The 13,203-nt window shown below is 65.0% G+C and carries 11 protein-coding genes; all 11 read right to left on the bottom strand.

Annotation, left to right across the window (positions count from 1 at the left end; genetic code table 11):
- Positions 1-31: 31 nt before the first annotated feature.
- A complete protein-coding gene (gene lapB, locus CFB49_RS04805; RefSeq protein WP_089490794.1) occupies positions 32-1,204 on the bottom strand; it encodes a lipopolysaccharide assembly protein LapB in 1,173 nt (390 codons plus the stop codon).
- A gap of 55 nt (positions 1,205-1,259) precedes the next feature.
- Positions 1,260-1,553, bottom strand: coding sequence for a lipopolysaccharide assembly protein LapA domain-containing protein (locus CFB49_RS04800; protein ID WP_006486935.1), 294 nt, complete (start codon positions 1,551-1,553; stop codon positions 1,260-1,262).
- Positions 1,554-1,774: 221 nt separating this feature from the next.
- A complete protein-coding gene (locus tag CFB49_RS04795) occupies positions 1,775-2,098 on the bottom strand; it encodes an integration host factor subunit beta (RefSeq protein ID WP_006486894.1) in 324 nt (107 codons plus the stop codon).
- Between the two features lie 22 nt (positions 2,099-2,120).
- Positions 2,121-3,833: a 30S ribosomal protein S1 gene (rpsA, locus tag CFB49_RS04790; protein WP_011544885.1), complete on the bottom strand. Its 1,713-nt coding sequence runs from the start codon at positions 3,831-3,833 to the stop codon at positions 2,121-2,123.
- Between the two features lie 142 nt (positions 3,834-3,975).
- Complete coding sequence (gene cmk / locus CFB49_RS04785) at positions 3,976-4,662, bottom strand: (d)CMP kinase (RefSeq protein ID WP_059574065.1); 687 nt, start codon at positions 4,660-4,662, stop codon at positions 3,976-3,978.
- Positions 4,663-4,675: 13 nt separating this feature from the next.
- Entirely contained in the window at positions 4,676-5,980 is a 1,305-nt protein-coding gene (gene aroA / locus CFB49_RS04780) for a 3-phosphoshikimate 1-carboxyvinyltransferase (RefSeq protein WP_089490793.1), read from the bottom strand.
- Between the two features lie 13 nt (positions 5,981-5,993).
- Entirely contained in the window at positions 5,994-6,920 is a 927-nt protein-coding gene (locus CFB49_RS04775) for a prephenate dehydrogenase (protein ID WP_089490792.1), read from the bottom strand.
- 185 nt (positions 6,921-7,105) lie between these two features.
- Positions 7,106-8,188, bottom strand: a complete 1,083-nt coding sequence (gene pheA, locus CFB49_RS04770; protein ID WP_089434706.1) for a prephenate dehydratase — start codon at positions 8,186-8,188, stop codon at positions 7,106-7,108.
- Positions 8,189-8,221: 33 nt separating this feature from the next.
- Complete coding sequence (serC, locus tag CFB49_RS04765) at positions 8,222-9,304, bottom strand: 3-phosphoserine/phosphohydroxythreonine transaminase (RefSeq protein WP_069621080.1); 1,083 nt, start codon at positions 9,302-9,304, stop codon at positions 8,222-8,224.
- A 155-nt stretch (positions 9,305-9,459) separates the two neighbouring features.
- On the bottom strand, positions 9,460-10,059 hold the full coding sequence (locus CFB49_RS04760; RefSeq protein ID WP_006486966.1) for a DUF2059 domain-containing protein: 600 nt from the start codon (positions 10,057-10,059) through the stop codon (positions 9,460-9,462).
- An 83-nt stretch (positions 10,060-10,142) separates the two neighbouring features.
- The gene (gene gyrA, locus CFB49_RS04755) at positions 10,143-12,746 is read right to left on the bottom strand and encodes a DNA gyrase subunit A (RefSeq protein WP_050011545.1); all 2,604 of its coding nucleotides are present in this window, start codon (positions 12,744-12,746) and stop codon (positions 10,143-10,145) included.
- Between the last annotated feature and the right edge of the window lie 457 nt (positions 12,747-13,203).

Genomic DNA, 13,203 nt, shown 5'->3' with positions numbered 1-13,203 from the left:
AACCGCAGCGCGTTGGCTCCGCGTGCCGGGATCAGCCCGGCATCGCAGGTTCGACGCGGCGCGGCGCATAGGTTTCCCAGCCGCTGCATCCGGGGCACTGCCAGTAGAAGAGCCGTGCCCGGAAACCGCAATTCTGGCACGTATACCGTGGCAGATTTTTCGTGCGCTGCTTGATCAGCGCACGCATCATTTCAAGTTCCTTACGACGCGGTTCGTCGGCCGCCGCGATCTGCGCATCGAGCAGGTGCAGCATCCCCGACAGGTTCGGCGACTTTTCCATCTGCGTGCGCGCGAGCGTGTGCGCGGCATCCTGGCCGCGCAACCCGGCGATATGCTGATAGGCGATGTCGAGCAGGTCGTTCGACGGATAGCGATCGACGTACCCCATCAGCAGCTCGGCGCCTTCGATGTTCTTGCCGAGCGCGACGTACGCCTTCATCAGCTTGTCGGCGACGAGCGGCAGATACGCCGGGTTCTGCGCTTCGACGCGCTTCCAGTGCTCGATCGCGGCCGCGTGGTCGCCCGCCGCTTGCGCCGCGTCGCCGGACAGGATCGTCGCGCGGACGTTCTGCGGATTCACGGTCAGCGCAAGGCGCAACTGTTCGGCGGCCGCATCGGCATGCTTGCGCTGCAGCGCGTCCTGCGCGAGTTCGCAGTGAAACTGCGCAATTTCGATGCCGAGCGGCTTGTCGCTCATCGACTCGATGCGTTTCGCCGTATCGATCGACTTGTTCCAGTCCTTCTCGATCTCGTAGATCGTCAGCAGCGCCCGCTGTGCGCCGAGCGCGTAGTCGCCGTCCGCGAGCTGGTGGAACGCCTCTTCGGCGCGATCCAGCAGGCCGGCTTTCAGAAAATCCTGGCCCAGTTCGTACAGCGCGTGGTCGCGCTCGTTGACCGGCAGGTCGGTGCGGCTCAGCAGGTTCTGGTGCACGCGGATCGCGCGGTCGGTCTCGCCGCGACGGCGAAACAGGTTGCCGAGCGCGAAGTGGAGCTCGACCGTCTCGGGATCGAGCTTGGCCACCTCGATGAACGCATCGATTGCCTTGTCGGGTTGTTCGTTCAACAGAAAATTCAGGCCGCGAAAATACGAACGCGGCAGGTTGGCGCTCTCCGACAGGAGATTCTTCAGGTCATAGCGTGACGCCGCCCAACCGAGCGCGAACGCGACCGGAATCGCGAGCAACCACCAGAAATCCAGATCCATGCGAAATATCGAAGCAGAGACGAAAACCGCGCGATGATCGCGCGGCGTCCGGGGGTTAAATGACGGGCGGCATCGGCGGCTGGTCGATGACGGCAGGCGTTTCGCGCGCCGCACGCAGATCGCGCTTCAAACGTCCGTTCTCGATACGCAGACGGAAGATCGAAGGCAGCGCGGACAGCAGGCCGGCCAGCAGCCCCACGGCGAAGAATGCCAGGCCGATCAGGATCAGCGGCGCTTGCCATGCGTAGCCGGCAACGAAATTCAGCGTCGCGGTTTGTGTATTGGCCAGCGCAAGCACCAGCAGCAGGACGAACACCAATACCCGGATCAGCCAGACGATAAACTTCATGAAGCCCTCTCTTTGTTGAGGTTTGCCGCGGCGCGCGACTCCCCTTCGCCGCACCGAATCGACCCGTATTGTAAAGGAAGCGTTTCCGCGGCTGCGCAGATCCTGTGCGCGGCGTGGCGGGTCGGTTGCCGGACATGCAGCCGGAAATGAAAAAAGCGCCCGCAAGGGGCGCTTTTCTTTTCAGCCTTCGCCGGACAGGTTCCGGGCACACCGAACGACACTCAACGCTCGTCGTCCGGATCGTCAGCCTTCAGCGGTTCACCGGCGCGGCCGTCGACGCGTTCACGCAATTCCTTGCCAGGTTTGAAGTGCGGCACGAACTTCTCGGGTACCTGCACTTTCTCCCCCGACTTCGGGTTGCGTCCGACGCGCGCCGGGCGACGATTGAGGCCGAAGCTGCCGAAACCCCGAATTTCAATGCGATGCCCTTTCGCCAGAGCGTCGGACATCGCATCGAGCATCGTTTTCACCGCGAAATCCGCATCCTTGAGGACAAGTTGCGGAAATCGCGATGCCAGCTGCGCGACCAACTCGGATTTGGTCATACTTCAGCAGACCTCGTAAGGCTTACTGGTTCTGGCCGTCGAGCTTCGCCTTCAGCAGCGCGCCGAGGTTGGTCGTACCGGTCGCAGCAGCGCTGGAATCCGACTGCAGGCCGCGGATCGCTTCCTGTTGTTCAGCCGAATCCTTCGCCTTGATCGACAGGTTGATGCCGCGCGACTTGCGATCGATGTTGATCACCATCGCGTTGACCTTGTCGCCTTCCTTCAGCACGTTGCGTGCATCTTCGACGCGATCCTGCGAGATTTCCGACGCACGCAGGTAGCCTTCGATGTCGCCCGTCAGCGTGACGACCGCACCCTTCGCATCGACCGTCTTCACGACGCCGTCGACGATCGAGCCCTTGTCGTTCATTGCAACGTAGTTGCTGAACGGGTCGCCTTCGAGCTGCTTGATGCCGAGCGAAATGCGCTCCTTCTCGACGTCGATACCGAGCACGATTGCTTCGACTTCGTCGCCCTTCTTGTACTTGCGAACGGCTTCTTCGCCGGCTTCGCTCCACGACAGGTCCGACAGGTGGACCAGGCCGTCGATGCCGCCCGGCAGACCGATGAACACGCCGAAGTCGGTGATCGACTTGATTGCGCCCGTGATCTTGTCGCCCTTCTTGAAGTTGCGGCTGAAGTCATCCCACGGATTCGGCTTGCACTGCTTCATGCCGAGGCTGATACGACGACGGTCTTCGTCGATCTCGAGGACCATGACTTCGACTTCGTCGCCCAGCTGGACAACCTTCGACGGCGCGACGTTCTTGTTGGTCCAGTCCATTTCCGACACGTGGACGAGGCCTTCGATGCCCGATTCCACTTCGACGAATGCGCCGTAGTCGGTGATGTTCGTGACCTTGCCGAACAGGCGCGTGCCCGACGGGTAACGGCGCGAGATGCCTTCCCACGGATCGTCGCCCAGTTGCTTGATGCCCAGCGAGACGCGGTTCTTCTCTTGGTCGAACTTGAGGATCTTCGCGGTGACTTCCTGGCCAACCGACAGGACTTCGCTCGGGTGACGCACACGACGCCATGCGATGTCGGTGATGTGCAGCAGGCCGTCGATGCCGCCGAGGTCGACGAACGCGCCGTAGTCGGTGATGTTCTTGACCACGCCGTTGACGATCGCGCCTTCCTTCAGCGTCTCGAGCAGCTTCGCACGCTCTTCGCCTTGCGTGGCCTCGATCACTGCACGACGCGACAGCACGACGTTGTTACGCTTGCGATCGAGCTTGATCACGCGGAACTCGAGCGTCTTGCCTTCGTACGGGGTCGTGTCCTTGACCGGACGCGTGTCGACCAGCGAACCCGGCAGGAACGCGCGGATGCCGTTGACCATCACGGTCATGCCGCCCTTCACCTTGCCGGTGATCGTGCCGGTGACGAGTTCGTTGTTGTCGAGGGCCTTTTCCAGCGACAGCCACGATGCAAGGCGCTTCGCCTTGTCGCGCGACAGGATCGTGTCGCCGTAGCCGTTTTCGAGTGCGTCGATCGCGACGGACACGAAATCGCCCGACTGCACCTCAACCTCGCCCTGATCGTTCAGGAATTCCTCGATCGGAATGTAAGCCTCGGACTTCAGGCCTGCATTGACGACCACGAAGTTGTGGTCGACGCGCACGACTTCGGCGGAAATCACTTCGCCGGCGCGCATGTCTTGGCGGGTCAGCGACTCTTCGAACAGAGCCGCAAAGGATTCGGTATTCGGGGTGGAGGTTTGCAGGTCGGACATAAAAATCTGATTGTGCATGGCTCGCTGTGCCACGCCGGCCGGAATGGCAGGCTGAAAGGGCCAGATCGAGGACCACACGGGGTTAAGGGTTCGAAACACGCTCCGCGCTTGCGATGCGGAGCACCTACCGCTGCCCGCCTTGTCAGGCGGGCTGGCCGAGCGCCCGGTACCACTGCAGCACCTGGTCGACGGCTTCATCGACCGAAAGCGCCGACGTATCGAGCAGCTTGGCATCTGCCGCAGGCTTCAGCGGCGCGGCTGCGCGATTGCTGTCGCGCGCGTCACGTTCACGAAGATCCCGGAGCAAGTCATCTATATTAGCAGAAAAACCTTTTTGCATCAATTGCTTATGCCGCCTGGTCGCGCGCGCCTCGGCGCTGGCCGTCAGGAACACCTTCAGCACGGCGTCCGGGAAGATCACGGTGCCCATGTCGCGCCCGTCCGCCACGAGGCCCGGCGTCTTGCGGAACGCGCGCTGGCGCGCGACGAGCGCGGTGCGCACGGGGCCGTGCACGGCAATCGCCGACGCGCGGTTGCCGACCGCTTCGGCACGAATGTCGTTCGACACGTCGACGCCGTCGAGCTGCGCACACCCTTCACGGAACGTGATGTGCAGGTCGTCGATCAGCTTAACCAGCGCGTCGACGTCTTCCGCGGCGATTCCGTAGCGCACGCTCGCGAGCGCGGCGAGCCGGTACAGCGCGCCGCTGTCGAGCAGGTGGAAGCCGAGGTGCGCGGCGACGAGCGCCGCGACGGTGCCCTTGCCGGAAGCGGTCGGGCCGTCGATCGTGATGACGGGAGTCGGGTGAAAGGGGCGGGTCGATTTCATCGGAACAGTCGGGTCAGGCTTTGGCGAGCGCGGCGAAGCGGTCGAAATAGTCGGGGAACGTCTTGCCGACGCACTTCGGATCGTTGATCCGCACGGGCACGCCGCCCAGGCTGACGAGCGAGAAGCACATCGCCATCCGGTGATCGTCGTACGTATCGATCGCCGCATTCGGCGTGAGCTTTTCCGGCGGCGTGACGACGAGATAGTCGGGGCCTTCCTCGACGATCGCACCGACCTTGCGCAGCTCGGTCGCCATCGCGGCGATGCGGTCCGTTTCCTTCACGCGCCAGCTCGCGATGTTGCGCAGCGTGCTCGTGCCGCTCGCGAACAGTGCCGCGACCGCGATGGTCATCGCCGCGTCGGGAATCAGGTTGAAGTCCATGTCGATCGGCTCGAGCTTGCCGTGATCGTGGCCGATGCCGCGCACGTCGATCCAGTCGTCGCCCATCGTCACGTTCGCGCCCATCTGCATCAGCGCGTTCGCGAAACCGACGTCGCCCTGGATGCTCGCCCGCCCCACGCCCTCGACCCGCAGCGGGCCGCCGCCCAGCGCGCCGGCCGCGAGGAAGTACGACGCGGACGACGCATCGCCCTCGACCATGATCCGTCCCGGCGACTTGTAGCGAACACCGGCCGGCACGACGAAGCGCTGCCAGCCGTCGCGCTCGACGGTCACGCCGAAGCGCGCCATCAAGCGGATCGTGATGTCGATGTACGGCTTCGAGATCAGCTCGCCGTCGACTTCGACGACGATCCTGCCGTCCTTCGCCTTCACGAGCGGCAGCGTCATCAGCAGCGCGGTGAGGAACTGGCTCGACACGTCGCCGCGCACGCGGATGGGCGCATCGACCGCAATCGTCGCGGGCTTGATCCGCAGCGGCGGGTAGCCTTCGTTCAGCTCGTAGTCGATCTGCGCGCCGATCTGGCGCAAGCCGTCGACGAGATCGCCGATCGGCCGTTCGTGCATGCGCGGCACGCCGTGCACGCGATAGTCGCCGCCGTTCACCGCGAGCGCGGCGGTCAGCGGCCGGACGGCCGTGCCCGCGTTGCCGAGGAACAGGTCGGCCGTCTTCGCGGTGAACGCGCCGCGCGTGCCGGTGACCACGCAGGTGTCGCCGTCGCGCGCGAGCTTCACGCCCAGCTTGCCGAGTGCGTCGAGCATCACGCGCGTGTCGTCGGAGTCGAGCAGGTTGGTGATCGTCGTTTCGCCTTCGGCGAGCGCCGCGAGCAGCAGCACGCGGTTCGAAATGCTCTTCGAGCCGGGCAGGCGCACGGTGCCCGAAGCGCTGGAGTACGGGCCGAGATCGAGGTAGTCCATGGGAATCGTCCTGTTATTTCTTGACCGGTTCGGCAGCGGGCGCGCCGCCGCGCTCCTGCCATGCCTTGCGTGCGGCGCGCGAGCGCGTGAATACGGCTTCGAGCGCCGCGCCGTCGCCGGCGTCGATCGCCGCGCGCAGCCGCGTGAGCACGCGCGTGTAGCCGTCGAGTTCGTCGAGCAGCGCCGCGCGGTTCGCGACGCACACGTCGCGCCACATTTCCGGGTTCGACGCCGCGATGCGCGTGAAATCGCGGAAACCGCCGGCCGCGTACGAGAATTTCAGTTCCGCGTCGGCCTCGCCGAGAATCTGCTCGACGAGCGCGAACGACAGCACATGCGGCAGATGGCTGATCGACGCGAACACGCGATCGTGCTGTTCGGTGCTCATCGTGCGCACGTCGGCGCCGGTCGCGCGCCACATCGCGTCGATCCGGGCCACGGCTTCGGGCGCGTTCTCCGGCAGCGGGCACAGCACGACGTTGCGGCCGACGTAGAGGTCCGGCAACGCCGCCTCGACGCCGCTCGATTCGCGCCCCGCGATCGGGTGACCGGGCACGAACTGCGCGATCCGCGCGCCGAGCGCGTCGCGCGCGGCCGCGACGACGTCGGACTTGGTGCTGCCGGCATCGGTGACGATCGTCGCGCCGTCGAGCCACGGCGCGATACGCGCGAGCAACGGGCCCGTCTGCGCGACGGGCGCGGCCAGCAGGACGAGATCGGCGCCGGCAAGCGCGTCGCGCAATTGCGCGTCGTCGTCGAGCGCCGCCGCGCGGTCGATCACGCCGAGCGAGCGCGCGCGCTCGACCGACACGCGCGAACGGCCGACGCCGACGATCTCGCCTGCGCCGCCCCGCGCGCGCTCGCGCAGCGCGCGGGCCAGCGATCCGCCGATCAGGCCGACGCCGAAGATGACCAGTTTGTTGAATGCAAAGCCTGACACGACAAGAGCCAAGTTACGCGCGCGAAACGACGCCCCGCACGCGGAATTCCAGATTCCGGGCAACGGGCCCGCACCCGGCGCAACCTGCGCCGGATACCGCCCGAACCCGCCTTCGGCAGCGCCGACCGGCCTGCCCTGCCCGCCCGGCCGCCCCGCCTGCGCAAGCAGGCGACGGCCGCCGCGCGTCAGCGCGCGCGCGGATACGAACCGAGTATCTTCAGGAACGCGGCCTTCTGACCGAGTTCCGCGAGCGCGGCCGCCACCGCCGCATCGTCACGGTGCCCTTCGATGTCGATATAGAAGTAGTACTCCCACGTGCCGACGCGCGCCGGACGCGACTCGAAGCGCGTCATCGACACGCCGTGCCGCGCGAGCGGCTCGAGCAGCTTGAACACGGCGCCCGGCTCGTTCTTCACGGACACGATCAGCGACGTCTGGTCGTGCCCGCTCTGCCCGGCCGGCTGCTTGCCGACGATCACGAAGCGCGTGCGATTGTGCGGATCGTCCTGGATCAGCGAGAACGCGATCTGCAATCCATAGTGCGCGGCCGCGCGGTCGCCCGCGATCGCGGCGACGCTCGGATCGGCCGCCGCGAGGCGCGCGGCCTCCGCGTTGCTTGCCACGGCCTGCCGCTCGAGCTGCGGCGCATTCGCCGCGAGCCACTGCTGGCATTGCGCGAGCGCCTGCGCGTGCGCGCAGACGCGCGTCACGCCGTCGAGCGTGCCGCTCTGCGTGAGCAGGTTGTGATGGATCGGCAGCGCGAGTTCGCCGCTGATCACCAGCTGGGTCTGCAGCAGCAGGTCGAGCGTGCGCGACACGGCGCCTTCGGTCGAATTCTCGACCGGCGCGATGCCGAACGCGGACGCACCGGCCTCGACCGAGCGGAACACCTCGTCGATCGACGGGCACGGCAGTCCTTCGATCGACTGGCCGAAATACTCGAGCATCGCCTGCTCGCTATACGTGCCGACCGGCCCGAGGAACGCGACGTGGATCGTCTGCTCGAGCGCACGGCTCGCCGCCATGATCTCGCGCCAGATGGCGCTGATGTGCTCGCTCGCGAGCGGCCCGGCGCTCATGTCCTGCAGCCGCGCGATCACCTGCAGCTCGCGCTCGGGCCGGAACACCGGCGCGTTGAAATGCTTCTTGACCTCGCCCACCTCGAGCGCCACCGCGGCGCGCTGGTTCAGGAGCGCGATCAGCTGCGCGTCGATCGCGTCGATGCGGTCGCGCAGCGGTTTCAGGCGGGAATTCAGTTCGTCGTCCATGCGTTTTGCCGTGCTGTTTGAACAGCGCCGCCGTCAGGCGCCGCGCTGCTCGAAGTCCTTCATGTACTCGACGAGCGCCTTCACGCCCTCGAGCGGCACCGCGTTGTAGATCGACGCCCGCATGCCGCCGACGGACTTGTGGCCCTTCAGCTGCAGCAGCCCGCGCGCCTTTGCGCCGGCAAGGAAGTCTTCGTTGCGCGTTTCGTCGGCCAGGAAAAACGGCACGTTCATCCGCGAACGCGCTGCCGGCTCGACCTTGTTCAGATAGAAGCTGCTCGCGTCGATCGTGTCGTAGAGCAGCTTCGATTTTTCGATATTGCGTGCCTCGATCGCTTCGAGGCCGCCCTGCCGCTTCAGCCACTGGAACACGAGGCCCGCGATGTAGATCGCGTAGGTGGGCGGCGTGTTGTACAGCGAGTTGTTCGCGGCGATGGTCTTCCATTCGAACGCGGACGGGCAGATCGACAGCGCGCGATCGAGCAGATCCTCGCGCACGATCACGACCGTCACGCCGGCCATCCCGATGTTCTTCTGCGCGCCGCCGAACAGCACGCCGTATTTCGCGACGTCCATCGGGCGCGACAGGATGTGCGACGAGACATCCGCGACCAGCGGCACGTCGCCGAGATCGGGGATCTCGAACGTCTCGACGCCGTCGATCGTCTCGTTGGTGCACAGATGCACGTAGGCCGGATCGTCCGACAGCTGCCATTCCGCGCGCGCGGGCGCACGCGTGAAGCCGTCTTCCGTCTTGCCGCTCGCGGCCAGATGCGGCGTGCAGAACTTCTTCGCCTCGCCGAACGATTTCTGCGACCACGAACCGGTCACGACGAAGTCGGCCGTCGTGCGCGCGCCCAGCAGGTTCATCGGCACGATCGCGTTTTCCGCAATGCCGCCGCCCTGCAGAAACAGGATCCGGTGGCTCGCCGGCACGCCGAGCAGGTCGCGCAGGTCGGTCAGCGCGGCCTCGTGGATCGACATGAACTCCTTGCCGCGATGGCTCATCTCCATCACGCTCATGCCGCTGCCGTGCCAGTCGAGCATTTCGTCGGCGGCTTGCCGCAGCACTTCCTCGGGCATCGCCGCAGGGCCGGCGGAGAAATTAAAGACGCGCATCGTGAAAACCTCGGGAGGGACGCGACCGGCTTGCCGCCGGCAAAACGCGCCAGAAAAGAAATGGCCGCTTGCGCTCGCGCGCAAACGGCCATTATCGCACTGTCGTCAGGCTCCCGCCAAACCCGGCCGAACGGCCGGGGGCGCGGCCGGACAGCTTACTTGCCCGGCTTGACTGCTGCGACTTCCTTGTCAGCCTGCGTACGCGTTGCCTGGATCGCTTGCGGCATGTACTTCTGCATCAGGCCGTTGACCACGTCGCGACCGACCTGATCCTGAACCTGGATGAACTTGCGGCCCGTCGGGCTCTTGTAGAACGTCGTCAGATCCTTGATCTCCGACGTGCTGTAGTACTTCGCGTACGCGTCGTACTGAGCCGACATCGCGTCGCTCTGGAACTGTTGCGTGCCGAACACCTTGCCCGCGCCGTCGACCAGCTTCGGCACCGCGTTCTTCTGCAGCGTCGGAACGGCAGCCTGCTTCTGCTTGTCGTTCAGCGTCTTGTTTTCCGACAGCGCGTCCGACAGGATGGCCGGCACGAGCTGCTTCGCCTGCATTTCGGCGCTGTTGCCGATTGCCGACACGAGCTTCGGCGCGTCGATCGCGTCGAGCAGATCCTTGATCGCCGCCTTCTTGTCGGCGTCGATCGGCGCAGCTGCCGCCGGAGCAGCCGGTGCGGAATTCGACAGCGCCTGCGCCATCGCGAAAGTCGGCACCAGTGCAGCCAGCAGAACCAGTTGCTTGAATTGCTTTTGCATCATCACTCCCTTTTGGAAATATGAATGGTTGCTCGCCGGCCGCGGCGCTTTTCGCCCGCGGCGGCCAGAGTCTCATCCGTTCTTCAGGCTTCGCCGTCCGACGCCTCGTCGGCTTCGCCCTCTCCCTCTTCGGCCTCGGCGATCTGCTGGAGGCCAGAGAGCTTCGTACCCTCATCGAGACTGATGAGTGTAACACCTTGCGTGGCGCGCCCCATCTCGCGAATCTCGGACACGCGGGTGCGAATCAACACGCCGGCCGTCGTGATCAGCATGATCTGATCCTCGGCGTCGACGAGCGTGGCAGCCACGACCTTGCCGTTGCGCTCGGACGTCTGGATCGCGATCATACCCTTCGTGCCGCGGCCATGGCGCGTGTACTCGGTGATCGGCGTGCGCTTGCCATAGCCGTTTTCGGTCGCGGTGAGCACGGTCTGCTCCTCGCTGCCCGCGACCAGCATCGCGATGACCTGCTGCCCGTCCTCGAGCTGCATGCCGCGCACGCCGCGCGCCTCGCGCCCCATCGGACGCACGTCGTTCTCGTCGAAACGCACGGCCTTGCCGGAGTCCGAGAACAGCATCACGTCGTGCGCGCCGTCGGTGATCGACGCACCGATCAGGTAGTCGCCGTCGTCGAGGCCGACCGCGATGATGCCCTTCTTCATCGGGCGGCTGAACGCTTCGAGCGGCGTCTTCTTCACGGTGCCGAGCGACGTCGCCATGAAGATGAACTTGTCGGCCGAGAATTCCTTGACCGGCAGCACGACGTTGATCTTCTCGCCTTCCTGCAGCGGGAACATGTTGACGATCGGCCGGCCACGCGAGTTGCGCGAACCCTGCGGCACTTCATAGACCTTGACCCAGTACACGCGGCCGCGATTCGAGAAGCACAGGATGTAGTCGTGCGTGTTCGCGATGAAGAGCGTCTCGATCCAGTCGTCTTCCTTCATTTGCGTCGCCTGCTTGCCGCGACCGCCGCGCTTCTGCGCGCGGTACTCGGACAACGGCTGCGACTTCACGTAGCCCGCGTGCGACATCGTGACGACCATGTCCTGCGGCGTGATCAGATCCTCGGTGTTCAGCTCGGTCGCGTTCAGCTCGATCTTCGAGCGGCGCGCGTCGCCGAATTCGGCCTTCACCGAGGTCAGTTCCTCGCCGATCATCGTCGTGATCCGCTCGGGGCGTGCGAGGATGTCCAGCAGGTCGGCGATCTGGGCCATCACGTCGCGGTACTCGCCGATGATCTTGTCCTGCTCGAGGCCGGTCAGGCGCTGCAGACGCATCTGCAGGATTTCCTGCGCCTGCGTGTCGGACAGGCGGTACAGCCCGTCGGTCTGCATCCCGAACGCCGGGTTCAGGCCTTCCGGACGGTACGCGGAACGGCCGCCGGCCGCGGCGTTCTCGCTCTCGGCGCGCGTCAGCATCTCGCGCACGAGCGACGAATCCCACGGCTTCGCCATCAGTTCCTGCTTCGCGATCGGCGGCGTCGGCGCGGCCTTGATGATCGCGATGAACTCGTCGATGTTCGCGAGCGCGACCGCGAGACCTTCGAGCACGTGGCCGCGTTCGCGGGCCTTGCGCAGTTCGTAGATCGTGCGGCGCGTCAGCACTTCGCGTCGGTGTGACAGGAAGCACTGCAGGATTTCCTTCAGGTTCAGCAGCTTCGGCTGGCCGTCGACGAGCGCGACCATGTTCATGCCGAACGTATCCTGCAGCTGCGTCGCCTTGTACAGGTTGTTCAGCACCACTTCCGGCACTTCGCCACGCTTGAGCTCGATCACGACGCGCATGCCGCTCTTGTCGGATTCGTCGCGGATGTCGGAAATGCCTTCGAGCTTCTTCTCGTTGACGAGCTCGGCGATCCGCTCGAGCAGCGAGCGCTTGTTCACCTGGTACGGCAGCTCGTCGACGATGATCGCCATCCGCTGGCCGCGGTCGATCTCCTCGAAGTGCGTGGCCGCACGCATCACGACGCGGCCGCGCCCGGTGCGGTAGCCGTCGCGCACGCCGGCGACGCCGTAGATGATGCCGGCCGTCGGGAAGTCCGGCGCCGGGATGATCTCGATCAGCTCGTCGATCGTCGCTTCCGGGTTGCCGAGCAGATGCTGGCACGCGTCGACGACTTCGTTCAGGTTGTGCGGCGGGATGTTGGTCGCCATGCCGACCGCGATGCCCGACGAGCCGTTGATCAGCAGGTTCGGAATGCGCGACGGCAGGACCGACGGCTGCATTTCGTTGCCGTCGTAGTTCGGCTCGAAATCGACCGTTTCCTTGTCGATGTCGGCGAGCAGCTCGTGACCGATCTTCGCCATGCGAATTTCGGTGTAACGCATCGCCGCGGCATTGTCGCCGTCGATCGAGCCGAAGTTGCCCTGCCCGTCGATCAGCATGTAGCGCAGCGAGAAATCCTGCGCCATCCGCACAATCGTGTCATAGACCGCGGTATCGCCGTGAGGGTGGTATTTACCGATCACGTCACCGACGATACGCGCCGACTTCTTGTACGCGCGGTTCCAGTCGTTGTTCAGTTCGTGCATCGCGAACAACACGCGCCGGTGCACGGGCTTGAGGCCATCGCGGACATCCGGGAGGGCACGTCCGACGATCACGCTCATCGCGTAATCGAGATACGAACGGCGCATTTCCTCCTCTAGGGAGGTGGGCAGGGTCTCTTTGGCGAATTGATCCATGTATCCGTATCGTTTCGGAGCGAAGACGGCGAACGCCTTTCGCGTGGGCGCTGCATGCGCAACGCAACGCGAGATTCTAACATGCGCCCATCGGCCGCCAATCCGCCTCCCCCTCTATATGTAAACAGCAAAAATCGCGGCCGCGGCGAATCGGCCGAAATCATCGGTCGAAACCGGCCCGGCGAAAGGGTGCGCGACGCGACGTCGCAGGCGATCGCATCCGCCGCGTTTCCTGCGCGCGAGTAAACAACTGCATGCAATCGCGCGATTTCGCCGCCCTGCTCTTGACAATCTCTAAAAGTTACGGCAGGGCGGTGTTGCGCATGCACCACAAAGTTGAAGCGATCTTGGGGTGGGGAGGATTTTTTTTCGTAGGAAGGGAACGATATGGCAAAATGCCAACGCACTGAAAGTTAGACGCTGCTCGAAGTCTACACAGAGCGGTGCCGCGTTTTTT

The sequence above is a fragment of the Burkholderia sp. AU17457 genome, assembly GCF_002223255.1.
GTDB classification, from domain to species: Bacteria; Pseudomonadota; Gammaproteobacteria; order Burkholderiales; family Burkholderiaceae; genus Burkholderia; species Burkholderia sola.
Note: the sequence above shows the minus strand (reverse complement) of the source record. Positions and strands in the feature narration are given on the sequence as shown.